20 protein-coding genes are annotated in these 22,933 nt (G+C 74.1%); 16 read left to right on the plus strand and 4 right to left on the minus strand.

What is annotated here, in order from left to right; all coding sequences use genetic code 11:
* The first annotated feature begins 7 nt into the window (after nt 1-7).
* From GR130_RS24275 to GR130_RS24295, 5 genes are all read left to right on the plus strand, one after another.
* Nucleotides 8-2,098: a SpoIIE family protein phosphatase gene (locus GR130_RS24275; RefSeq protein WP_159506665.1), complete on the plus strand. Its 2,091-nt coding sequence runs from the start codon at nt 8-10 to the stop codon at nt 2,096-2,098.
* 16 nt (nt 2,099-2,114) lie between these two features.
* Nucleotides 2,115-2,906: a uracil-DNA glycosylase gene (locus GR130_RS24280; RefSeq protein ID WP_159506666.1), complete on the plus strand. Its 792-nt coding sequence runs from the start codon at nt 2,115-2,117 to the stop codon at nt 2,904-2,906.
* Between the two features lie 67 nt (nt 2,907-2,973).
* The gene (locus tag GR130_RS24285; RefSeq protein WP_159506667.1) at nt 2,974-5,418 is read left to right on the plus strand and encodes a SpoIIE family protein phosphatase; all 2,445 of its coding nucleotides are present in this window, start codon (nt 2,974-2,976) and stop codon (nt 5,416-5,418) included.
* A 95-nt stretch (nt 5,419-5,513) separates the two neighbouring features.
* Entirely contained in the window at nt 5,514-6,152 is a 639-nt protein-coding gene (locus GR130_RS24290) for a TetR/AcrR family transcriptional regulator (protein WP_159506668.1), read from the plus strand.
* Nucleotides 6,149-7,549, plus strand: a complete 1,401-nt coding sequence (locus GR130_RS24295; protein ID WP_443043652.1) for an MFS transporter — start codon at nt 6,149-6,151, stop codon at nt 7,547-7,549. The genes GR130_RS24290 and GR130_RS24295 overlap by 4 nt, the downstream gene beginning before the upstream one ends.
* A gap of 78 nt (nt 7,550-7,627) precedes the next feature.
* On the opposite strand, the gene GR130_RS24300 is transcribed toward GR130_RS24295, so the two are convergent.
* A complete protein-coding gene (locus tag GR130_RS24300; RefSeq protein WP_159506669.1) occupies nt 7,628-9,025 on the minus strand; it encodes a tetratricopeptide repeat protein in 1,398 nt (465 codons plus the stop codon).
* 158 nt (nt 9,026-9,183) lie between these two features.
* Between GR130_RS24300 and GR130_RS24305 the strand changes: the two genes are divergently transcribed.
* From GR130_RS24305 to GR130_RS24325, 5 genes are all read left to right on the plus strand, one after another.
* The gene (locus tag GR130_RS24305) at nt 9,184-10,347 is read left to right on the plus strand and encodes a CaiB/BaiF CoA transferase family protein (protein ID WP_159506670.1); all 1,164 of its coding nucleotides are present in this window, start codon (nt 9,184-9,186) and stop codon (nt 10,345-10,347) included.
* Between the two features lie 185 nt (nt 10,348-10,532).
* On the plus strand, nt 10,533-11,492 hold the full coding sequence (locus GR130_RS24310; protein ID WP_159506671.1) for a trypsin-like serine peptidase: 960 nt from the start codon (nt 10,533-10,535) through the stop codon (nt 11,490-11,492).
* A gap of 296 nt (nt 11,493-11,788) precedes the next feature.
* On the plus strand, nt 11,789-12,682 hold the full coding sequence (locus tag GR130_RS24315; protein ID WP_159506672.1) for an alkaline phosphatase family protein: 894 nt from the start codon (nt 11,789-11,791) through the stop codon (nt 12,680-12,682).
* A gap of 5 nt (nt 12,683-12,687) precedes the next feature.
* On the plus strand, nt 12,688-14,007 hold the full coding sequence (locus tag GR130_RS24320; RefSeq protein ID WP_159506673.1) for an MFS transporter: 1,320 nt from the start codon (nt 12,688-12,690) through the stop codon (nt 14,005-14,007).
* A 2-nt stretch (nt 14,008-14,009) separates the two neighbouring features.
* Nucleotides 14,010-15,032 carry a TolB family protein gene (locus tag GR130_RS24325; RefSeq protein ID WP_159506674.1) on the plus strand — a complete coding sequence of 341 codons (1,023 nt, stop codon included), beginning with the start codon at nt 14,010-14,012 and terminating at the stop codon, nt 15,030-15,032.
* A 34-nt stretch (nt 15,033-15,066) separates the two neighbouring features.
* On the opposite strand, the gene GR130_RS24330 is transcribed toward GR130_RS24325, so the two are convergent.
* Nucleotides 15,067-15,966: a DMT family transporter gene (locus tag GR130_RS24330; protein ID WP_159506675.1), complete on the minus strand. Its 900-nt coding sequence runs from the start codon at nt 15,964-15,966 to the stop codon at nt 15,067-15,069.
* Nucleotides 15,967-16,115: 149 nt separating this feature from the next.
* On the opposite strand from GR130_RS24330, the gene GR130_RS24335 reads away from it, so the two are divergent.
* Together GR130_RS24335 and GR130_RS24340 are read left to right on the plus strand one after the other, a co-directional pair.
* Nucleotides 16,116-16,328: a hypothetical protein gene (locus GR130_RS24335; RefSeq protein ID WP_159506676.1), complete on the plus strand. Its 213-nt coding sequence runs from the start codon at nt 16,116-16,118 to the stop codon at nt 16,326-16,328.
* 34 nt (nt 16,329-16,362) lie between these two features.
* On the plus strand, nt 16,363-16,827 hold the full coding sequence (locus GR130_RS24340; protein ID WP_159506677.1) for a cupin domain-containing protein: 465 nt from the start codon (nt 16,363-16,365) through the stop codon (nt 16,825-16,827).
* 563 nt (nt 16,828-17,390) lie between these two features.
* Here GR130_RS24340 and GR130_RS24345 read toward each other — a convergent pair.
* Both GR130_RS24345 and GR130_RS24350 read right to left on the minus strand, forming a co-directional pair.
* Nucleotides 17,391-18,302, minus strand: coding sequence for an SDR family oxidoreductase (locus GR130_RS24345; RefSeq protein WP_159506678.1), 912 nt, complete (start codon nt 18,300-18,302; stop codon nt 17,391-17,393).
* 1 nt (nt 18,303) lies between these two features.
* Complete coding sequence (locus GR130_RS24350) at nt 18,304-19,092, minus strand: SDR family oxidoreductase (RefSeq protein ID WP_159506679.1); 789 nt, start codon at nt 19,090-19,092, stop codon at nt 18,304-18,306.
* Between the two features lie 80 nt (nt 19,093-19,172).
* Here GR130_RS24350 and GR130_RS24355 point away from each other — a divergent pair, with 80 nt between their 5' ends.
* The 4 genes from GR130_RS24355 to GR130_RS24370 are packed head-to-tail and all read left to right on the plus strand — an operon-like array spanning nt 19,173 to nt 22,649.
* Nucleotides 19,173-19,949 (plus strand): enoyl-CoA hydratase family protein, encoded by a 777-nt coding sequence (locus GR130_RS24355; RefSeq protein ID WP_159506680.1) that lies wholly within the window; start codon nt 19,173-19,175, stop codon nt 19,947-19,949.
* A 2-nt stretch (nt 19,950-19,951) separates the two neighbouring features.
* On the plus strand, nt 19,952-20,815 hold the full coding sequence (locus tag GR130_RS24360; protein ID WP_159506681.1) for a CoA transferase subunit A: 864 nt from the start codon (nt 19,952-19,954) through the stop codon (nt 20,813-20,815).
* Complete coding sequence (locus tag GR130_RS24365) at nt 20,812-21,585, plus strand: CoA-transferase subunit beta (RefSeq protein ID WP_159506682.1); 774 nt, start codon at nt 20,812-20,814, stop codon at nt 21,583-21,585. The genes GR130_RS24360 and GR130_RS24365 overlap by 4 nt, the downstream gene beginning before the upstream one ends.
* Entirely contained in the window at nt 21,582-22,649 is a 1,068-nt protein-coding gene (locus GR130_RS24370; protein ID WP_159506683.1) for an NAD(P)H-dependent flavin oxidoreductase, read from the plus strand. Before GR130_RS24365 ends, GR130_RS24370 begins: the two co-directional genes overlap by 4 nt.
* Nucleotides 22,650-22,933 lie beyond the last annotated feature (284 nt).

Consider the following 22,933-nt stretch of genomic DNA (forward strand, 5'->3'; position numbering starts at 1 on the left):
GTGCGACATGACGGCCCATGGGACCGGTGACTCAGCCCTGGGCCGCGCACTGCTGCGGTCGATGCACGAGACCGGGGCCTCCTCCGGCGTGGTCTACGAGCTCGCGGCCGACGAGCCGGTGCTGCACCTGGCCGCCATGAGCGGCATCCCGCCGCCGGTGCTGGACCCGTGGACCAGGATCGCGCTCGCCGCGCCCATCCCGGTCGCCATCGCGGCGCGCTGCGGGCGCCGGGTGTGGGCATCCGGGCAGCAGCAGCTGGCCCGGGACTTCCCGCGCACGGCGGTGGCGCTGCCCTACGACTTCGCCCTCGGCGCGGCCCCCCTCAACGACGGGACGGTGTGCCGGGGTGCGGTGGTGCTGCTGTGGCCGGCCGGCCACGCTCCGGAGCTGTCCGGGGCGGAGTCCACGGCACTGGACGCCGCCTGCCGCCGGCTGACCGCGCTGCTGCCGACGCAGGACACCGCCGACGGCCCGGCCGTGGTGCTGCCGCCCCCGGCCCGGACGGCGGGGCCGCGGGAGGCGCAGGCCGCGGTGGACTTCGCGGAACGGCTGCCCGGCGGCTGCTTCGCGGTCGATCTGGAGGGCCGGATCACCGCGCTGACCACCGGCGCGGCGGAACTGCTGGACGCCCCGGAGTCCCGGCTGCTCGGCGCCCGGCCGTGGGACGTGCTGCCGTGGCTGGCCGACCCGGTCTTCGAGGACCGCTGCCGGGCCGCGGTCATCAGCCGCCGGCCGACCTCGTTCCACGCCTGCCGCCCGCCGCACCAGTGGCTGGCGTTCCGGCTGTTCCCGGACGGGCGGGGGGTGAGCGTCTGGGTCCGGGCCACGGTCCGCGCGGGGACCCCGGTGATCCAGTACCCCACCGACGACGTCACACCACTGCGGGCCGCGCAGATGTACCACGTGCTGCACCTCGCCGCCGGGCTCACCGAGGCGGTCAGCGTGCACGACGTCACCGAGCTTTTCGCCGAGGAGATCGTGCCGGCGTTCGGCGCCCAGGGCATGCTGATGTACGTGGCCGAGGCCGGCCGGCTGCGGACCGTCGGCCAGCGCGGCTATCCGCCGGAGGCCGTCGAGGCGTACGAGGGCAGCCTCCTGAGCACCGCGAACAGCCCCACCGTGCGCGCGCTGGCCACCGGCGAGCCCGGCTTCTTCACCTCCGCCGAGCAGACCGAGCGCCAGTTCCCGGGGCTGGCCGGGCTGACCGGGATGGCGGCGCGGGCGGTGCTGCCGCTGATCGTCTCCGGCCGCCCGGTCGGCTGCTGCGTCCTTGCGTACACCCGTCCCCGGACGTTCAGTCCCGAGGAGCGCCAGGTACTGACCTCGCTCGCGGGGCTGATCGCCCAGGCGCTGGACCGGGCGTCGCTCTACGACACCACACAGCAGCTGGCCCATGACCTCCAGGCCGGTCTGCTGCCGCGCAGCCTGCCGGAGACCCCCGGGCTGTCCGTCGCCGCCCGCTACCTGCCGGCGACCCGCGGGATGGACATCGGCGGCGACTTCTACGATCTGATCCGGCTCGACGCGCACCGGGTGGCCGCGGTCATCGGCGATGTGCAGGGCCACAACGCCGCGGCGGCGGCGCTGATGGGCCAGGCCCGGACGGCCGTGCACGCGCATGCGACGGCGGGGGTGGCGCCCGACGAGGTGCTGGCCCGCACCAACCGGCTGCTCACCGACCTGGATCCGGACCTGTTCACCAGCTGCCTGTACGTCCTGATCGATCTGCGCACCCACGAGGCGTGCCTGGCCGGCGCCGGCCATCCGCCGCCGGTCCTGCGCCACCCCGACGGCCGCACCGGCGTGCTGCGGATGCCTCCCGGGCTGCTGCTGGGTGTCGCACCGGACGCCCGGTACCACGCCACGACGATCGCGCTGCCGCCGCAGGCGGTGCTGGCCCTCTACACCGACGGCCTGGTGGAGCGGCCGGGCGCCGACCTCGAAGAGGGCATCGCCGGACTGGCCGCCGACCTCGCGGACGCGCCGTACGGGGACCCGGACGCGGTCGCCGACACCGTCCTCAAGCGGCGCGGCGCCCACGCGGAACGGCTGGACGACGTGGCGCTGCTGCTCCTGGCGCCGACCGGCGGGGACTGACCGTGGCGGGCCGCGGATGAGCGCCCCGGCCGAGCCGCCGCCGGGCAGCGGCGAGCACGGTTTTCCGGCCCATCAGGCGCCGCGCTGCACGGGGTTGGCGGCGCTCGATGCCGCCGTGGTGGGCTGTCGGGCCTGCCCCCGGCTGGTGGCCTGGCGGGAGCAGGTGGGGGCGGCCCGGCGGGCGGCGTTCCGGGACTGGGACTACTGGGCGAAGCCGGTGCCCGGGTTCGGCCCGCCGGACGCCGCGCTGGTCGTCGTCGGGCTGGCACCCGCCGCGCACGGCGCCAACCGCACCGGCCGGATGTTCACCGGCGACGCCTCGGGGGACTTCCTGTTCGCCGGGCTGCACGCGGTGGGCCTGGCCAGCCGGCCCACCGCGACGCACCGCGGCGACGGGCTGGAGCTGTACGGCGTACGGGTCACCGCGCCGGTGCGCTGCGCCCCGCCGGCGAACCGGCCCACCCCGGCCGAGCGGGACACCTGCCGCCCCTGGCTGGTGGCCGAGCTGGGGCTGCTCTCCCCGGGGCTGAAGGCGGTGGTGGCGCTCGGCGGGTTCGGCTGGCGGGCGCTGCTGCCGGCGCTCGGGGCGGCGGGCTGGCCGCTTCCGCGCCCCCGGCCCGCGTTCGGCCATGGCGCGGAGCTGACGTTGCCGGCCGCCGGCGGTCGCCCGGAGCTGCGGGTTCTCGGCTGCTACCACCCCAGCCGGCGCAACACCTTCACCGGCCGGCTGACCTTCGCGATGCTCGTCGAGCTGCTCACTCGGGCCCGTGAACTCGCCGGGCTGCCCGCCGGGCCGAAAGGCCCGTGACCAGTACCCTCAGGAGGGGTAAATCGCGCATATAACACATTCGGTCGGCAGAGACGGAACGGCTCAGATGGTGGAGTGCGAGGAGAACGGCCACTACGGGCGGCGGGCGCCGTTCGACATCGCCGACGCCGCCCTGGTGCTGTGCGACGCGCACGGCCGGGTCGAGAGCTGGCCCGAAGGCGCCGAGCGGCTGCTCGGCCACCCCGCCGCGGACGTCGTGGGACGGTCCGTCACGGCGCTGCTGGTGCCCGAGGACGCGGCCCGGGTGCCCGCGCTCGCCGAGGAGTGCCGCGGCCGCGGCGGCTGGAGCGGACCGCTGACCGCCCGCCGCAAGGACGGCGGCCTGGTCGGCGTCGTGGCGCAGCTGGTCCTGGTGTCGGACGGCGCCGGCGAGCCGCACTGGCTGGTGGGGGCGGTCGAGGCGCTGCCCCTCCAGGGCTGGACGATGAGCCGCCCGGTGATGGAGCGGATGCTGATGCAGAACCCGGTCGGGATGGCCGTGGTGGACACCGATCTGCGCTTCGTCTGGTCGAACAGGGCGCTGGAGCGGTTCGGCGGCGGCCCGGCACAGCAGCGGATCGGGCGGCGGCTCGGGGAGATCCAACCCGGCCTGGACTCCGAGGCGTTGGAAGCGAAGATGCGGCAGGTCCTGGAGACCGGCGAGCCGGTGCTCGGCCACGAGCACATCGGCCGCCCCCGCTCGGAACCCGAGCAGGTGCGCGCCCACGCCATGTCCTTCGTACGGCTGGAGGACGGCAACGGCAGCCCCTTCGGCGTCTGTTACACCGTCATCGACATCACCGAGCGGTACCGCAACCGCCAGCGGCTGCTGCTGCTCGACCGGGCCGGCAAGGACATCGGCCGCACCCTCGACGTGATGCGGACCGCCCAGGAGCTGGCGGACGTCGCGGTGCCGGACCTCGCCGACTTCGTCGCGGTGGACCTGCTGGACTCGGTGATCCAGGGCGGCGAACCGCTCACCGGGCCGCGCGGCGACGCGGAGATGGTGGCACTGCGCCGCGGCGGCCAGCAGTCCGTACGGGAGGGCATCCCCGAAGCCGTCATCGGGGTCGGGGACCTGGCGTCGTATCACTCCTGGTCGCCGCCCATCCGGGCGCTGGCCGACGGCAAGTCCTGGCGGGTGGAGTGGCTGGACCCGCTCGGCGCGGAGTGGGCCGCCGACATCCCCGGCGGCCGGCGGGCGCGGATGCGGGCGATGGGACTGCACACCGCGATGGTGGTGCCGATCCGGGCGCGCGGCACGACGATGGGCGTCACCAGCTTCTTCCGCAGCGAGCAGGGCGAACCGTTCGGCGAGGACGACCTGCGGCTGGCCGAGGAGTTCGTCGCGCGGGCCGCGCTCTGCGTGGACAACGCCCGCCGCTACACCCGGGAACGCGAGGCGGCGCTCACGCTCCAGCGCAGCCTGCTCCCGCACGGCGTCCTGGAGCAGAGCGCGCTGTCCCTGGCGACCTGCTACCGGCCGGCCGACGAACTGGCCGGCGTGGGCGGCGACTGGTTCGACGTGATCCCCCTGTCCGGGGCGCGGCTGGCGCTGGTGGTGGGCGAGGTGCGCGGGCACGGCATCGGCGCGATCGCCACGATGGGGCGGCTGCGCACCGCGGTGCAGACGCTCGCCGCCCTGGACCTGCGCCCCGAGGAACTCCTCGCCCATCTCGACGACTTGGTGAGCCGGGTGTCGGAGGAGGGCAGCGAGCCGCCCGGCGCCGACACCGGGGTCCTCGGCACCAGCTGCCTTTACGCGGTCTACGACCCGGTCGGCCGGTCCTTCACGGCGGCCAGCGCGGGGCACCCGGCCCCCGCCGTGGTCGCGCCGGACGGCACCGCGTCCTTCGCCGAGGTGCCGATCGGGCCCCAACTGGGCGTCAGCGGAATGCCGTTCGAGGCCGTCGAGGTGCCGGTGAAGGAGGGCAGCGTGCTCGCGCTCTACACGGACGGGTTGCTGGCCGGCGTGGACCGCGGCGGTCCGCGCGGTCCGGCGCGGCAGCGGCTGCTGGAGGCGCTGACCGCGCCGGGCGACGCGCTGGACGCGCTGTGCGAGTCGGTCATCGGCACGCTCGTACCGGAGCGGCCGTTCGACGACGTCACCCTGCTGCTGGCCCGGACCCGGGGCCTGGACCCGGACCGGTTCGCCTCGTGGGAGCTGGCCCCCGACCCCGCCGTGGTGGGCCGGGCCCGCGAGATGGCCGCCGCGCAGCTCGCCGAATGGGGCCTGGCGGAACTGGAGTTCACCACCGAGCTGGTGGTCAGCGAACTGGTCACCAACGCGATCCGGTACGGCTCCGGGCCGATCCGGCTGCGGCTGATCCTGGAGCACACCCTGATCTGCGAGGTGTGCGACGGCAGCAGCACCTCGCCGTATCTGCGGCATCCGCGCACGACCGACGAGGGCGGCCGGGGGCTCTTCCTGATCTCGCAGTTCACCCACCGCTGGGGCACCCGGTACACCACCGACGGAAAGATCATCTGGGCCGAGCAGCTCCTCGGCTGATCCGTGCACCACCGCACCGGCCGGCCCCGCGACAGCGCCCGCATCGCCCGACAAGCGAGTAGACACCGTCTACGCCCTCCTGGTAGACACTGTCTATGAGCTCTGCGAACCCTCCATCCGACGCCTCCCTCCGGGAGCGGCTGATCGACGTCGGCGTCGATCTCGTGACGACCGACGGACCCGCCGCGCTGGGACTGCGCGAGATCGCCCGGCGCGCGGGCGTCTCGCACGGCGCGCCGCGGCGGTACTTCCCCACGCACCGGGCCCTGTTGTCGGCGATCGCCCGCCGGGGGTTCGCGGAACTCGGGGAGCGGATCGCGGACGGGGCCGGCGCGGCGGGTCCGCCGCGCGAGCAGCTGGCGGCGCTGGCGCGGGCCTATGTCGGGTTCGCACTGGAGCGGCGCGGCATGTTCGAGCTGATGTTCCGGCACGACCTGCTCAACAGCGAGGGCGAGGAAGAGGCGGCGGACGGGCCGCAACTGCGGGAGTCGACGGTGCCGCTGTTCGGGATGCTGGTGGAACGCGTGGCCCGGTGCGGCGGGTCCGAGGCGCCGGGGGTGACGGCCGCCGCGCTCTGGGCGAACCTGCACGGGATCGCGCAGCTGTGGCGGTGGGGCAGTCTCCAGCTGGCGATGGGCGCCCCGGCGGCGGGCGGCGGCACGCCGGACGCGGAGCTGCTGGACCGGCTGGTGGCCGCGGCGCTGGACGCCCATCTGGGGCCGGTGGCGCGGTGAGCGCGGGGATACGGGAGCGGCTGGCGCTGGTGGTCAGCGTGGCCGGGGCGATGCTGGTGGCGCTGGACGGCACGGTGCTGATGGTGGCGCAGCCGGGACTGCGGCGCGATCTCGGCGCGAGCGTGGCGCAGGTGCAGTGGACCAGTACGGGGTACCTGGTCGCGGTGGCATCGCTGCTGGTGATCGCCGGCCGGCTGGGCGACCGGTACGGCCACCGGCGGCTGCTGCTCGCCGGCGTCGCCGGCTTCGGCCTGGCCTCGGGCGGGATCGCGCTGGCCCCCGGGATCGGCTGGGTGGTCGGACTGCGGGTGGCACAGGGGGTGTTCGGGGCACTCCTGCAACCGGCGACGCTCGCCCTGCTGCGGCTGGCGTACCCGGCGGACCGGCTCGGTACGGCGGTCGCGGTGCGGACCGCCGCGATCGGGGTGGCCGCGGCGGCCGGGCCGGTACTGGGCGGGGTGCTGGTCGCGCAGTGGGGGTGGCGGTCGGTGTTCTGGGTGAACGTGCCCGTCGCGCTGCTGCTCGCGCTGCTGGTCCTCGCGGTGCGGGTGCCGGCCGCGGCACCCGCGGGGGACGGGCGGCTCGATCTGGTGGGGGCGGGTCTGCTGGCGCTGGCACTGGGGGTGTGCGTCGGAACGCTGAGCGGGGTGCCGGAACGCGGCTGGGCCTCCGTGCCGACGGTGTGCGGGCTGACCGCGGCGGCGGGCCTCGCGGGGGCGCTCGTCGTACAGGAACGCCGCAGCGCACAGCCGATCGTGCCGTCCGTCGTGGCCGGGTCCCGGTCGGTCACGGCGTCGATGGCGATGCTGCTGCTCGTCAGCGGCGGGATGTTCGGCGCGCTGTTCGCGGCCACCTTCCTCCTCCAGGACGTGGCCGGGCTGGGGCCGTTCGCCAGTGCCGTCCGGGTGCTGCCGCTGACCGCGCTGATGGTGCTCGGCGCGCCGGTCGCCGGTGCCGCGCTGCGGCGGTACGGCCCGCGCCGGGTCGCGCTGGCCGGTGTCGCCCTCGTCGTGCTCGGGCTGGTGGGGTTGTCGGGACTCGGCACGCACTGCGCGTGGGCGGTGACCGGGGCCGCGTTCGCCGGGCTGGGCGCCGGGTTCGCCACAGTGATGGTGACCGCCACCGGGACCGTCGTGGGCGACGCGCCACCCGGGTACGCCGGGGTCGTCGGCGGGCTCAAGCAGACCGCGGTGAACGTGGGGCCGGCCTTCGGGATCGCCGTCGCGGCGAGCATGATGTTCCTCAAGTCGGCGGCGGGCGGCCCCGGTTCGGCGTCGGACGGGTCCGCGGCGGCGACCGGTGGCACGCTGCTGGTGCTGGCCGCTGTCGCGGCGCTCGCGCTGCTGCCGGCGGGGCTGCTGCCGGGGCGGCCGGTTCCGGCCGCCGTCGGCGGGTGACACCGCCGTGCCGGCCGGGCCGCGGCCGGCACGGCGCGCCGCCCCGTACCGCGCACACCGTCCCGGACAGATGTCGTCTCAGGCGGTCACCGCCTGGGCGGCGGCCCGCTTCCGGGCGGCTTCCGCCCGGTCCGGAGCGCCGAGCCGGTCCTCCAGGCGGGCCTTGGCCGACCAGTTGTACGGGCAGATCGGGCGGAGTTGGATGCGTTCGCTCAGCAGGGTACGGGCGAGTCCGGGCCGGTCGGCGCGGAGCGCGGCCTCGACCAGGGTGCGCTGCACGGCGTCGCGTTGGGCGTGGCTGCCGCCGAACTCGTGGACCCGGTGCCGGATGGGCAGCAGCAGGTCGGCGGCGCCGGCGTAGTCCCGGCAGCCGTAGGCGATCAGGGCGCGGCAGACGGGCAGGCCGATCTCGGCGGTCATGGCGCGGTTGGCGCCGGCGGGTTCCGCTGCCAGCCAGCTCTCGCGGTCCCGGACGAGGCACCGGGCCCGGTCGATGCGGCCGGCGCCGACGTACGCCATCACCGCGTGGGCGTCGTTGAAGGCGTAGTGGGGACCGTCGGCGCGGCGCTCCCAGGCGTCGGCGAGGGCGGTCCAGCGGGTGCTCTGGTCGTCCTCGGCCAGGTAGAGCCGCCAGAGGAGGGCGGCGGCGTCCAGGAGTTCCATGGCCACGCCCGCCGAGCGGTCGTGGTGCAGGGCGGAGTCGTAGATGCCCAGGACGCGGGCGGTGTCGCCGGACTCCAGGGCGTAGAGGGCGTAGTGCCACCAGTTGTGGACGGTCAGCAGGGTGCCGCTCGACCAGTGGGCGGTACGGGCGTCGAGGAAGCGGATGCCGTCGGCGAACCGGCCGCGCATCTCGTAGGTGTGCACGACGCCGTGGATGGCCCACACGTCGTGCGGATGGCGGTCGAGGGCGGCCCGGCCGACCTGCTCGGCGTGCTCGTAGTGCCCGGTCTCCTCCAGGCCGAAGGCGTACATGCCGAGCAGCGGGGCGCGGTGCGGATCGTCCTCGTCCCAGGCGTCCAGCGCGCCGCCGACCCGGTCGCGCAGGCGCTGGGCATCGCCGGTGAGGAAGTCGTGGTGGTGCCCGGCGAACAGGGCCAGCAGGTCGCGGGGGTGGGCGACGCTGATCTCGCCGAGGACGCGGCCCGCGGTGCGGTAGTCGCCGTCGAGCCAGGCGGTCGCGGCGGCGATGTGCATGCGTTCGCGCGGGGTGAGGCGGTCGGCGTCCAGGCCCGCGCGAAAGCGGCTGAACCGCTGGTGGGCCTCGGCCGCGCCCTTCTCCTCGGTGCCCAGGACGCCGAGGTACGCGGCGAGGGCCTGGCCCATGGGCGCGCGGGGCGCGGCGGCCAGCAGCGCCAGTGTGGTGTCGGTGATCGCGGGGCGGAAGAACAGCAGGTCGTCCAGGGCCTGTTCGTAGTGGCGCAGGGCCTCGGCGCCGGTATCGGTCATGGCGTGTCCGTGCCGGTCCACGGTCATGGTGACTCCTGCGGGGTGCGGGGGGCGCGGGCGAGCGGACCGCGCGATCCCGCCTGGTGGACGGGTGGGGTTCGATGGGGCGGCAGGTGCGGATCCATGGAGGCATAGGTACCCCGCTCCTCGCGTCCACGCCCCGGTTCTCTCGGAAAGGTCCTCATATGCTCCCTCTGGACGGCATCACCGTGGTCTCCGTCGAGCAGGCGGTGGCGGCACCGTTCGCCACCCGCCAGCTCGCCGACCTCGGCGCCCGGGTCATCAAGGTGGAACGCCCCGGCGCCGGCGACTTCGCCCGCTCCTACGACGAGACGGTGCGCGGGATGTCCAGCCACTTCGTCTGGCTGAACCGCAACAAAGAGTCGATCGCGCTCGACATGAAGGACGCCGCGGACGCCGAGGTGCTGCGGCGGCTCGTCGCGCGGGCCGACGTCTTCGTGCAGAACCTCGCGCCGGGGGCGGCGGAGCGGCTGGGGCTGGACGCCGCCACGCTGTGCCAGGGCGATCCGCGGCTGGTGGTGTGCGGCATCTCCGGTTACGGGTCCGGCGGGCCGTACGAGCACAAGAAGGCGTACGACCTGCTGGTGCAGTGCGAGGCCGGGGTGATGTCGCTGACCGGTACGGAGGAGGCCCCGGCCAAGATCGGGATCGCGGTGGCCGACATCGCCGCCGGGATGTACGCCTACAGCGGGATTCTCACGGCCCTCTACGAGCGCGAACGCACCGGGCGGGGCGGCTCCTTCGAGGTGTCGATGCTGGAGGCGCTGGGCGAATGGATGGGGTACCCGCACTACTTCACCCGCTACGGCGGCAGCCAGCCACCCCGCTCGGGCGCCGAGCACGCCGCCATCGCCCCGTACGGGCCGTACCGGGCGGCGGCCGGGGCGCAGGTCTTCCTGAGCATCCAGAACGAGCGGGAGTGGGCGGAGTTCTGCACCCGGGTGCTGGACCTGCCGGAGCTGGCGGCCGATCCGCGGTTCGCCCGGAACTCCGTACGGGTGGCGAACCGGGAGGTCCTGCGGGAGCGGATCGAGGAGCGGTTCGGCACGATGACGGCCGAGGAGGTCGAGCAGCGGCTGGAAGCGGCGCGGATCGCGCACGGTCGGCTGCGCGACGTCGCCGGGTTCGCGGCGCATCCGCAGCTCGCCGCGCGGGACCGCTGGCGGACCGTGGACTCCCCCGTGGGCCCGCTGGACGCGCTGCTGCCGCCGGTCACCGTCGCCGGACGGGAGCCCAGGATGGACAGGGTGCCGGCGCTCGACGAGGACCGGGCGCGCATTCTGGCGGAACTCCACGGGACGGCACGGGAAACGGGAGGGGAACGATGACGCCCCTCTGGTCAGCCGCCGTTCGCCGTACGACCATGTCGGCTGACCACCCTGTCAGTTGACCCCCGGGTCGGCTGACCACGTGTCGGCCCGCCTCGGCTCCTCGCACCTCGCCCCGTCTCGCGCAGCCTCTCGTTCGTTCCTCGCCGTACGCCGTATGACGTGACCTCGAAAGGAACACGACCATGGGCAGACCCCTTCCCGCGCCCGGCCGCCTCGCGCGGCTGCTGCTCGCCGCGCTGCTGCTCGTCCTGCCGCTGACCGCCCTGCCGGCACCGCTCGCGCACGCCGCCGGCGATCCCGGCTCCCCCGCGTCGACGGACGACCGCTACTGGACCGCACACCGCATGGAGGCCGCCGAACCCGTTGCGACGAAGGGGAGTTCCCCCACCCCGAAGGCCGCCGGCACGCCGGTGCCGCCCAGCCATCCCTTCGACGGGCTCCCGCAGGTGGGCACGTTCTTCTGGACGGACGGCCACAACATCGGCCGCTTCTGCGGCGGTACGGTCGTCCGCAGCCCGCACCGCAACCTCGTCGTCACCGCCGGGCACTGCCTGCTCTCCCCCGACCCGAAGAAGTACCTGTCGTTCGTGCCGCAGTACCACGACGGACTCAAGCCGCACGGCATCTACCCCGTCGAGCGGATCTACCTCGACCAGCACCTCTACGACCTGGGGACGGACGGGGGCGCCCGCTGGGACTACGCGGTCGTCCAGGTCGGCCCGCGTGAGGACGGCGCCGAGGTCCAGGAGGTGACCGGCGGCTTCGACCTGCTGCCCTACCCCGGCTACGTCCACCACGACGTACGGCTCATCGGCTACCCGGGCAGCAGCGACGCCACCTACCCCAAGCCGCTGGACTGCTCCTCCGCCACCCACCGCTACACCAGCACCGACCCGGCCGCCCCGGGCGACTTCCTGGAGATCCCCTGCGCCGGCTACATCGGCGGCACCTCCGGCGGGCCCTTCCTCGTACCGGACTTCCGCGGCTACGCCCTGATCGGTGTCATCGGCGGCTACCACACGGGCGGCGACACGCCGGACATCTCCTACAGCGCGTACTTCACCTTCGACACGGCGCTGCTGTACCTGCACGCGGTGCGGGGCGACACGCCGGCCGCACCGCGCCCCAAGCCCACGGCCTGACGCACCGGACCGCCCGGCCCCGGGAACCCCGGAGCGGGGCGGTCCGCTTCCCCTCGTCAAGGGTGCCCCGCCGCCGGGGCGGAGCTGCGCCGGGGGTGACCGGAACTCCTCGGAGCGGGTGACCGGAAACGCATCAGGGTGGCCTGAATTCCCCTGTGCGGGCGGCCAGTTGGGCGGGGACCATCGTTCATCTGTTCGCCTTTTCTTCACCCGGCAGACGCGGCCGAATCCATACGTCGGCTTCTAGGGTTACCGCGCTCCCTCCCCCACTCGTCACTCCTGTCCGGAGGACAGTCATGACCGCAGCCAAGGCACGCAAGCGCACCCGGCGCACCCTGACCGCGCTGGCCGGTGCGATGGCCGTCACCGCCACGTCGGCGGCTCTGTGGGCCACCACCGGCTCCACCGCGTCCGCGCAGACCGCCGGGCTCCCCTCGCCCGACCACGTGGTCGTCGTGGTGATGGAGAACCACGCCTACGGCCAGGTGATCGGCGACTCCAGCGCTCCGTACATCAACAGCCTCAAGGCGGGCGGCGCCGACCTCACCCAGTCGTACGCGCTCACCCACCCCAGCGAGCCGAACTACTACATGCTGTTCTCCGGCGACAACCAGGGCCGCACGGACGACAGTTGCGTCGACGTCGGGTCGATGTCCGCGCCGAACCTCGCCTCCGAGCTGATAGCCGCCGGCCAGAGCTGGGCCAGCTACAACGAGTCGCTGCCGAGCCAGGGTTCGACGACCTGCAGCAGCGGAGACTACGCACAGAAGCACAACCCGTGGTTCGGCTTCTCGAACGTGCCGGCCGACACGGCCATGACGATGGATCAGTTCCCCAGCGACTACAGCACGCTGCCCAAGGTCTCCTTCGTCATCCCGAACCTCTGCAACGACATGCACGACTGCTCGGTGTCCACCGGCGACAGCTGGCTGAAGGACAACCTGAGCGCCTACGCGGACTGGGCCAAGAGCCACAACAGCATCCTCGCGATCACCTTCGACGAGGACAACCGGCTGTCCGGCAACCGCATTCCGACCCTGCTCTACGGCCAGCACGTCGCGCCCGGCAGCACCAGTGACACCCAGTACAACCACTACAACGTGCTCCGTACGCTGGAGGACCTGGCCGGTCTGACCACGCACGCGGGCAACGCCGCCTCGGCATCCGACATCAGCGACATCTGGAACTGAGGCCCGTGTATCTCGCGGACTCCCGCAACGGCACCACGCGCGAGCCCTCCAGCACCGCAGCCGCCGCCCCGGGCAGCATCCGTCCGGGGCGGCGGGCTGCGGTGCCCGGGACGGTCCTGGCACTCGGCGCGGTCAGTCTGATCACCGATGTCTCGGCGGAGATGATCACCGCGGTGCTGCCGCTGTACGTCGTCACCGCACTCGGGCTGTCCCCGCTCGGCTTCGGGCTGCTGGACGGCATCAACAACGGTGTGGGCGCGCTGGTCCGGCTGGCCGGCGGCCACCTCGCGGACGGCGGCGGCCGGCGGCACAAGGTGGTGGCCGGGCTCGGCTACGGCCTGTCGGCGCTGTGCAAGCCGCTGCTGCTGGTCGCCCACGGACTGCCCGTCATCAGCGCCGTCCTGGCCGCCGACCGCACCGGCAAGGGGCTGCGCACCGCGCCCCGGGACGCGATGATCTCGCTGGCCACCCGGCCCGAGCACCGGGGCCGGGCCTTCGGCGTGCACCGCGCCATGGACACCACCGGGGCGCTGCTCGGGCCGCTGGCCGCGTTCGCCGTACTGCGGGCCACCGTCGACGGCTACGACGCGGTGTTCACGGTCAGCGGCTGCGTCGCGGTGCTGGGCGTGCTGGTGCTGGTGCTGTTCGTGCCCGGCCGGGCCGGGGGTGCGGACGCCCGGCCCGCCGCCGCGCGTCCCGCGCTGCGCGACTCGCTGGCCCTGCTGCGCCGTCCCACCCTGCGCCGGCTCACGCTGTGCGCCGCGCTGCTCGGTCTCACCACCGTCAGCGACTCCTTCCTCTACCTCCTCCTCCAGCGCGAACTGGGCGTGCCCGCCCACCTGTTCCCGCTACTGCCGCTCGGCACCGCGGCGGTGTTCCTGCTGCTCGCCGTCCCGCTGGGCGCACTCGCGGACCGGATCGGCCGCCGCCGGCTGTTCCTGGCCGGACACGGCGCGCTGCTGCTGGCCTACGGGCTGGTGCTCTCCCCGCTGGACGGCGCCCCGGCCGTGGTCGCGGTGCTGGTGCTGCACGGCGCGTTCTACGCCGCCACCGACGGGGTACTGGCCGCCGCCACCGCGGGGGCCGTCCCGGCCCGGCACCAGGGTGCCGGGCAGGCGCTGGTGGGCACCGGCCAGGCACTCGCCCGGTTCGTCTGCTCACTGGCGTTCGGCGCGGCCTGGAGCCTGTGGGACGGGCGGGCCGCGCTCGCGGTGACCGCGGCGGGACTGGCCGTCGGCGCCGTCGTCGCGGCCCGCGTGCTGCGGACCGTCGAGGGCACGCCGGAGGAGAACGACGACGACCGACGCATCAGCGACGAGGTGTGAGGATGACCCAAAACTCCCGTCTGGCAGTCCTGTTGGCCGCCGTGCTGCTGCTCGGGGCGGTCGGCGCCGTGGCGGTGCTGCGGGCCGCCGACCGCTCCGGCAGCCGCGACCGTCAGCAGGCCGGCGGCCCGGCCGTACACGCCGGCAGCGTCTCGCTCCGGCCGGGCACGGGCCGCCGGCTGCTGGTCCGCAACCTGGCGTGGGGACCGCACCGCGACGAGATCGCGAGCGTGCCCGCCGACCGTCCGCAGGGCCCGCGCACCGCCTCCGGCGTCAAGTGCCTGCGCTTCCACGCCGCCGCCGGGACCGCCGTCTGCCTACAGGCCGAGCACGGCGCCCTGGAGGACACCTACCGCGCCGTGGTGCTCGACGCGCACCTGCGCGAGCTGCACCGCTTCCCGGCAGCCGGGATCCCCACCCGGGCCCGGGTCTCGCCTTCCGGGCACCGGGTCGCCTGGACGGTCTTCGTCAGCGGCGACTCGTACGCGGGCACCGACTTCTCCACCCGGACCGCCATCGTCGACACCCGCACCTGGGCGATCGACGACAACCTGGAGCGGTACGCCGTCGTCAAGGACGGCCGGCCGTACCACGCCTCGGACATCAACGTCTGGGGTGTCACCTTCGCCGACGACACCCGCTTCTACGCCACTCTGGCCACCGGCGGCCAGACCTATCTCGTACAGGGCGACGCCGCGGCCCGGACGCTGACCACCCTGCACCGCAACGTGGAATGCCCCTCCCTCTCCCCCGACGGCACCCGCATCGCCTACAAGAAGCGCGCCCCCGGCGCCTCCCCGGACGCCCCGTGGCGGCTGTACGTCCTCGACCTGCGCACCATGGCGGAGACCGCCACCGCCGAGCACCGCAACATCGACGACCAGGCACTGTGGGCCGACGGCGCGAACCTGGTCTACGCCCTGCCCGGGGACTACGGCTCGGATCTGTGGACGGTCCCGGCGAACGGGTCAGGGGCGGCCCGCCGGATGATGACGTCGGCGGTGGCACCGGCGTACGTACGCTGACGGGCGGCAGGTGCGCGGTGCCGACGGGGCCGGCTCAGGCGGGCGAGCCGGGCGGCGGCCCCGCGGCCTGACCGGCCGCCAGGTCCCGGGCCAGCGCTACCCGGGAGAGCATCACCGCGCCCCACAGGACCAGTCCGACGCCCAGGCCCTCCAGCAGCAGCCACCACCCCACCCGCACCTGCTCGTCGAAGAGCGTCACCCCCAGCGACAGGCTGACCAGCGCATCGCCGAGGGTGAGGACCGGCTGGGAGGCTGTCAGCGGTCCCGACTGCATGGCGTTCTCCATGAGGAACAGCGCCAGTGCGCCGGCCAGCGCGAAGCCGTAGGTCTGCCAGGACAGGAAGAACGCGGCGGGGCCGGCGGCCTGCCAGACATGGGTGGCGTCCTTCAGCAGGGCGGCGGTCAGTGCGTACGCCACGGCCGTGGCAGCCCCGAAGCCGGCGGCGCGTACGCTGCCGGCGCCGCGGCGCAGGCCGGCACCGACGGTGGCCGCGATCACCGTGGCGCAGACGACCAGGGCGGGCACCCAGCGGCTGAGCGGGGCGTGGTCGCGGCCGACGCTGGGCGCGGCGGCGGCCAGGGCCGTCCCCAGCCCGACGACGAGCAGACCGACGCCGGCCCAGCCGGGCCGGGAGATCCGCCCGCCCAGCAGCAGACGCCCGATCAGCAGCGCCAGCGGCAGCTCCAGCACGAAGATCGGCTGCACCACCGACAGCGCGCCCAGCGACAGCGCCAGCGCCTGGAAACAGGCCGCCGGCAGCACCATCGCCATCCCGGCGAGCCATACCGCGCGGTGCAGCAGATCGGCGATCAGGCCCAGCCGCAGCCGTCCGCAGACCGGTACGCTGCGAGCCGCGCGCCGCTGGAGCACCGTGGAGAGCGCGTTGCAGGCCGCGGCGAGCAGCGCGAACAGCACGGCCGGCCATCTGGCCACGCACCCACCTCCTCGTCCCCGTCGACGCTAACGGCGGCCCGGCCGGGCCGCCCGGCTCCGTCGTGCAAGGGGACGGTCGCTGTCGTTCGTCCGCGTGACCTCCCGGCGCGTCGCTTGGACCGCGGCCGGGCCTCCTCCACCGTGACACCGTGAGCCGCTCTCTTGTCCTCGCCCTCGTGTCCGGTCTGCTGCTCGCCGCGACCGGCTGTGTCGCGCTCGCCCGGCCGCCGGGTCAGGGCGCCGGTTCGCGGCACCGCACGGTGGCGCCGGCGCAGCTCTCCCGGACCCTGCTGACCTGGCTGGAACGGCCGGGTGCCGGTACCGCGCCGAAGCGCCGGTGGGAGCATGCCATGGACGGGTGAGGGCACTTGGGCCCGCACCGCGGAGAGGAGCGGCATGGGGTACGACGCGTTTCATCCCGACCTCGACGGCAGCGGGGCGGACGGCCCGGCCCCGCTGCGGGCCCGGCTGCACCACATCCGGGCGGACGCGCTGGACGGCGACACCGCGCAGACGGACGGGATGCGGCGGTTCGCCGCGATCAGCGGGGGCGCTGTGGGATCGGAGCGGATCTGGATGGGGCAGACGCACGTCGCCCCGGGTACCGCCTCCTCGAACCACCACCACGGGGCCTCGGAGACGGCGATCTACGTCGTCAAGGGGCATCCGGAGTTCGTGTTCGCCGAGGACACCGGCGGAGCCCGGGAGGAGGTCCGGCTGCGGACCGATCCCGGGGACTATGTGTTCGTGCCGCCGTACGTGCCGCACCGGGAGGAGAACCCGAGTCCGGACGAGGAGGCGGTGGTGGTGATCGCCCGGAGCACGCAGGAGGCGATCGTGGTCAACCTGCCGGGGCTGTAACGATTCCGCTGCGCTTTGCCTGCTTCCCACGTTGTCGGCTGTCCCGCCGTAGGGGTTTGTCGCCGTTGCGCGGCTCCGCTGCGCTTTGCCTGCTCCCCACGTTGCCGGGTGCGGCGCCGTTTCGCCTGCGGCGGGCGGGTCCGCTGCGCGGGGCTGTCGGGTGCGGTGGCGGTCCTGCGGGGCAGGGTGTCCGGACTGCTTCGCTTTACGTCCGGACACCCTGCCCCTCCGGCCCGCCCCTCCCGTGAGTGGGTGAGAAAAGGCCGATGGGGTGCGCGTAAGTGGGACCGTGCCGGTTCACGGGTGGAGGGAAACCCTCAGCGGACCACTCGCCCCAGCCCCCACCCACCGTCTTTCTTCTCCCCCCACGGGAGGGGGCGGGCCGGAGGGGGTGGTGTGCAGGACGTAAAGCGCAGCAGTCCTGCACACCACCCCCGGAGGACCACCACCGCACCCGAAAGCCCCGCGCAGCGGACAACACCCCGCGCCGAAGGCGCAAACACGCGAACCCCCACGGCGGGAAAGCCAAAAACGTGGGAAGCCAGCCAAGCGCAGCGAAACGGTCAGGGGGCGCCGTACACCGCCTGCGCCGGCTCCGCGGCGGCGAGCAGCTTCCGGGCGGTTTCGCCCGCCTCGGCCGGGGTCCAGCGGGCGCCCTTGTCGGCGGTGGGGCCGGGCCGCCAGCCCTCCATCACGGTGATCCGACCGGCCTCCGCCTCGAAGACCCGGCCGGTGACATGGGCGCTGTCGGCGGCGGACAGCCAGACCACCAGGGGGGAGACGTTCTCCGGCGCCATGGCGTCGAACTCCCCCTCGGCGGGCGCCGCCATGCTGTCGGCGAAGGTCTGCTCGGTCATGCGGGTACGGGCGGCCGGGGCGATGGCGTTGACCTGGACGCCGTAGCGGCCCAGTTCGGCGGCGGCGACGAGGGTCAGGCCGAGGATGCCGGCCTTGGCCGCGGAGTAGTTGCCCTGGCCGACGCTGCCCAACAGCCCGGCGCCGGAACTGGTGTTGACGATCCGTGCGTCGGGTGTCCGCCCGGCCTTGGCCTCGGCGCGCCAGTGGGCGGCGGCGTGCCGGAGCGGCAGGAAGTGGCCCTTGAGGTGGACGCGCAGCACGGCGTCCCAGTCGTCCTCGTCGAGGTTGACCAGCATCCGGTCGCGCAGGAAACCGGCGTTGTTGACGAGGCTGTCCAGCCGGCCGAAGGAGTCCAGGGCGGCGGCGATCAGCGAGGCGGCGCCCTCGCCGGTGGTGATGTCGCCGGTGTGCGCGACGGCCTCGCCGCCGCGGGCGCGGATCTCCTCGACGACCTGCTGGGCGGGTCCGGCCGAGGCCCCGGCGCCGTCGGCCGCCACCCCGAGGTCGTTGACCACCACTCGGGCCCCCTCGGCGGCGAGGGCGAGGGCGTGGGCGCGGCCCAGGCCGCGGCCGGCGCCGGTGACGGCGGCGACGCGTCCGGTGCAGATTCCGGTCATCTCAGGGCTCCTTGGGGTGGTTGACGGTGGCGGCGTCGAGGAAGGCGGGGCGCTCCCCGCCGCCGTGGACCAGCAGGCTGGCGCCGCTCACGTAGCGGGCGCGGTCGGAGGCGAGGAAGACGCAGGCGTCGCCGATCTCGGCGGGTTCGGCGAGCCGGCCGAGCGGTACGGTCGCGCCGACGGCGGTCAGGCCCGCCGCGTCGCCGTAGTGCAGCGCGGCGAGTTCGGTCCGCACCATGCCCAGGACGACGGTGTTGACCCGCACCGCGGGCGCCCATTCGACGGCCATCGAGCGGGCGAGGTTGTCCAGGCCCGCCTTGGCCGCGCCGTATGCGGCGGTGCCGGGCGAGGGGCGGGTGCCGCTGACGCTGCCGATCATGAGCACCGAACCGCCGTGCGGCTGGCCGCGCATCACCTCGTACGCGGCGAGCGAGGCGGTCAGCGGTGCGGTGAGGTTCAACTCCACGACGCGGGCGTGCCGTTCGGCACCGGTCTCGCCGAGCAGCCGGTAGGGGGTGCCGCCGGCGTTGTTGACCAGGCAGTCCAGCCGGCCGTGCTCGGCCGCGACGCGGGCGAAGAACTCCCGTACGGCAGGCGGGTCGCGCAGGTCGAGGGGGCGGAAGCGGGCGGTCCTGCCGTCCGCGGTGACCGGGGCGTCCGGTGGCCGGCGGGCGCAGACGACGACCTCGGCGCCGGCCTGGAGGAAGGCGCGGGCGATTCCGGCGCCGACGCCCCGGGTGCCGCCGGTGACGACGGCGACCTGTCCGGTCAGATCGAGAGTCAGGCTCAACGGGCACCTCCCGCAGCGTGCGATCCGCTGCTAGCTTCGCTACCTAACAAACGCTTGGTGGAAAGGTAGCTGATCTGCTCATGGGTGTCTCCACCTCCGGTCCGGACCGGGGCATCGCGGTCGTGACCGTGGACTTCCCTCCGGTCAACGCCCTCCCCGTACAGGGCTGGTACGACCTCGCCGACGCCGTACGGGCGGCCGGCCGCGACCCCGACGTCCGCTGCGTCGTGCTGGCCGCCGCGGGCCGCGGCTTCAACGCCGGAGTCGACATCAAGGAGATGCAGCGGGACACCGCGGCGGGCGGCCACACCGCCCTGATCGGCGCCAACCGCGGCTGCGCCGAGGCGTTCGCCGCGGTCTACGAGTGCGAGGTGCCGGTGGTCGCCGCCGTCCAGGGCTTCTGCCTGGGCGGCGGAATCGGGCTGGCCGGCAACGCGGACGCCGTCGTGGCGAGCGAGGACGCGACCTTCGGCCTGCCGGAGCTGGACCGCGGCGCGCTGGGGGCGGCCACCCATCTGGCCCGGCTGGTCCCGCAGCATCTGATGCGGGCGCTGTACTACACCTCGCGCACCGCCACGGCCGCCGAACTGCACGCCCACGGCTCGGTCTGGAAGGTGGTCCCGCGGGACGAACTCCTCGAATCGGCTGTGGAGCTGGCCCGTGAGATCGCCCGCAAGGACGGCTCGCTGATCCGGCTCGCCAAGGCCGCCATCAACGGCATCGACCCCGTCGACGTCCGCCGCAGCTACCGCTTCGAGCAGGGCTTCACCTTCGAGGCGAACCTCAGCGGGGTCGCCGACCGCGTCCGCGACACCTTCGGCCGGGCCCCGGAAGCAGCGGACAGCGAGGAGGACTGACCTTGACGGACAAGACCATGACCCCCGACGACGTGATCGCGCGGCTGCGCAGCGGGATGACCCTCGGCATCGGCGGCTGGGGCTCGCGCCGCAAGCCGATGACGCTGGTCCGTGCACTGCTCCGATCCGAGATCACCGATCTCACCGTCGTCTCGTACGGCGGCCCGGACGTCGGCCTGCTCGCCGCCGCGGGAAAGATCCGCAAGCTGGTCGCCCCCTTCGCGACCCTCGACTCCATCCCCCTCGAACCCCATTTCCGCACGGCCCGCCAGGCCGGCGCGTTCGCCCTGGCGGAGGTCGACGAGGCGATGTTCATGTGGGGGCTGCACGCCGCCGCGAACCGGCTGCCGTTCCTCCCCGTGCGCGCCGGCCTCGGCTCCGACGTCATGCGGGTCAACCCCGGCCTGAAGACGGTCACCTCCCCGTACGAGGACGGCGAGACCTTCGTGGCCATGCCGGCGCTGCGCATGGACGCGGCACTGGTGCACCTCAACCGCGCCGACCGGCTCGGCAACGGCCAATACCTGGGCCCCGACCCGTACTTCGACGACCTCTTCTGCGAGGCGGCCGACGCGGCCTACGTCTCCTGCGAACGACTCGTGGACACCGGCGGCTTCCGGGACGCCGCACCGCAGACCCTCCTCGTCAAACGGCATGCGGTCACCGGAGTCGTGGAAACCCCGCACGGCGCCCACTTCACCTCCTGCGTCCCGGACTACGGCCGCGACGAGCCCTTCCAGAAGCTCTACGCGACCGCGCCCTGGCCGGAGTTCGCCGCACGGTTCCTGCACGGCGACGAGAAGACCTACCAGTCCGCCGTCCGGACCTGGCACGAGGAGCTGACGGCGAAGGAGGAACAGAAGTGACCACGACCAGCGGACCGGCCGCCAACGCCACCGCCACCGCCACCGCCACCCGCGCCGAATACTGCGTGATCGCCTGCGCGGACGCCTGGCGCGACAACGGCGAGGTGCTCGCCAGCCCGATGGGCACCATCCCGTCCATCGGCGCCCGGCTCGCCAAGCGCACCTTCTCCCCCGACCTGCTGCTCACCGACGGCGAGGCGATGCTCGTCGGCCTCGACGGCGAGCCCGAGGGCTGGCTGCCGTACCGCCGGCATCTGGCCATGGTCACCGGCGGCCGGCGGCACGTGATGATGGGCGCCAGTCAGCTCGACCGCTTCGGCAACCAGAACATCTCCTGCATCGGTGACTGGCAACGGCCCGCCCGCCAGCTGCTGGGGGTGCGCGGCGCCCCCGTCAACACCCTCAACCATCCCGTCAGTTACTGGATCCCCCGGCATTCACCCCGGGTCTTCGTCGAACGGGTCGACATGATCAGCGGCGTCGGGTACGACAGCGCAGCCGCCGCCGGCCCGTCCGCGACCCGCTATCACCGCATCCCGCGGGTGGTGAGCGACCTCGGCGTCCTCGACTTCGCCACCCCGGACCACACCATGCGGCTCGCCTCCCTGCACCCCGGCGTCACGGCCGAGGAGGTCCGGCAGGCCACCGGCTTCGCGCTCACGGTCCCGGAACAGATCCCCTGCACCCGCGAGCCGACCGGCGACGAACTGCGGCTGATCCGCGAGGTCATCGACCCTCAGGGACTGCGCGACCGCGAGGTACCGTCGTGAGCGCCGGCACCTCACCCGCGCTCGCCACACCGCTCACCGAGCTGGTCGGCGTACGGCATCCGATCGTGCAGACCGGCATGGGCTGGGTGGCGGGCCCCCGACTGGTCTCGGCCGCCGCCGACGCGGGCGCGCTCGGCATCCTCGCCTCGGCGACCATGACGCCCGATCAGCTGCGCTCCGCGATCCGCGAGGTCAGGTCCCGCACGGAGCGGCCCTTCGGCGTCAATCTGCGGGCGGACGCGGGCGACGCGGCCGAGCGCGTCGGCATCATCGTCGCCGAGGGCGTACGCGTCGCCTCGTTCGCGTTGGCGCCCTCGAAGGAGCTGATCGCCCGGCTCAAGGACGCGGGCGTGGTCGTCATCCCCTCCATCGGGGCCCGCCGGCACGCCGAGAAGGTCGCCGCCTGGGGAGCCGACGCGGTCGTCGTCCAGGGCGGTGAGGGTGGCGGCCACACCGGCGACGTCGCCACCACCGTGCTGCTCCCCCAGGTCGTGGACGCCGTCGACATCCCGGTGATCGCCGCGGGCGGCTTCTTCGACGGCCGCGGCCTGGTCGCCGCGCTCGCCTACGGGGCGGCCGGCATCGCCATGGGCACCCGCTTCCTGCTGACGTCGGACAGCACCGTGCCGCGGGCCGTCCAGACCCGCTATCTGGAGGCGGCGGTCAAGGACGTCACCGTCACCACCAAGGTCGACGGGCTGCCGCACCGGATGCTGCGCAGCGAACTGGTCGAGTCCCTGGAGCGGTCCGGCCGCACCGCCGCGCTGCTCACCGCGGTACGCCACGCCGCGGCGTTCCGGAAGCTGTCCGGGCTGAGCTGGACCCGGATGGTCCGCGACGGGCTGGCGATGAAGCACGGCAGGCAACTGACCTGGAGCCAGGTCCTGTTGGCGGCCAACACCCCGATGCTGCTGAAGGCGTCGATGGTGGACGGCCGCACCGACCTCGGCGTGATGGCCGCCGGCCAGGTCGCCGGGCTGATCGAGGATCTGCCGTCCTGCGCCGAACTGATCGACCGCATCATGACCGAGGCACACGGAACCCTGGCGGACCTGCCCCGCTGACCGCCCACCCGCCAACCCAACTCCCCACATAGGGACCGGTGTTGTCGCTCCCCCATCCCTACACCACCCACCGGCACCGGGACTACGGCACCATCCCGGGCCACCTCACCGCCCGGCTGGGCCTGGACGCCGGGCCCCTCGCCCGGATCCGCACCCGACCGCCGCACTGGTCCCCCCTGGCGACGTCGGCCCTGGCGATGTCCACGACGCAGGCGTCGGCCCACTCTCCCCCCAAACCAACACCATCACCCGGGTGCGGGACCGCCATGTCGGTATGGCATGCT

Origin of the sequence: Streptomyces sp. GS7 (assembly GCF_009834125.1) — a bacterium.
GTDB lineage: Bacteria > Actinomycetota > Actinomycetes > Streptomycetales > Streptomycetaceae > Streptomyces.

Bases quoted from the DNA above. Each gene is read 5' to 3' on its own strand.
- GR130_RS24355 (WP_159506680.1), top strand. From the start codon at position 19,173: ATGGGTGTCTCCACCTCCGGTCCGGACCGGGGCATCGCGGTCGTGACC.
- GR130_RS24290 (WP_159506668.1), top strand. From the start codon at position 5,514: ATGAGCTCTGCGAACCCTCCATCCGACGCCTCCCTCCGGGAGCGGCTG.
- GR130_RS24325 (WP_159506674.1), top strand. From the start codon at position 14,010: ATGACCCAAAACTCCCGTCTGGCAGTCCTGTTGGCCGCCGTGCTGCTG.
- GR130_RS24310 (WP_159506671.1), top strand. From the start codon at position 10,533: ATGGGCAGACCCCTTCCCGCGCCCGGCCGCCTCGCGCGGCTGCTGCTC.
- GR130_RS24285 (WP_159506667.1), top strand. From the start codon at position 2,974: ATGGTGGAGTGCGAGGAGAACGGCCACTACGGGCGGCGGGCGCCGTTC.
- GR130_RS24280 (WP_159506666.1), top strand. From the start codon at position 2,115: ATGAGCGCCCCGGCCGAGCCGCCGCCGGGCAGCGGCGAGCACGGTTTT.
- GR130_RS24345 (WP_159506678.1), bottom strand. From the start codon at position 18,302: ATGACCGGAATCTGCACCGGACGCGTCGCCGCCGTCACCGGCGCCGGC.
- GR130_RS24340 (WP_159506677.1), top strand. From the start codon at position 16,363: ATGGGGTACGACGCGTTTCATCCCGACCTCGACGGCAGCGGGGCGGAC.
- GR130_RS24300 (WP_159506669.1), bottom strand. From the start codon at position 9,025: ATGACCGTGGACCGGCACGGACACGCCATGACCGATACCGGCGCCGAG.
- GR130_RS24315 (WP_159506672.1), top strand. From the start codon at position 11,789: ATGACCGCAGCCAAGGCACGCAAGCGCACCCGGCGCACCCTGACCGCG.
- GR130_RS24305 (WP_159506670.1), top strand. From the start codon at position 9,184: ATGCTCCCTCTGGACGGCATCACCGTGGTCTCCGTCGAGCAGGCGGTG.
- GR130_RS24275 (WP_159506665.1), top strand. From the start codon at position 8: ATGACGGCCCATGGGACCGGTGACTCAGCCCTGGGCCGCGCACTGCTG.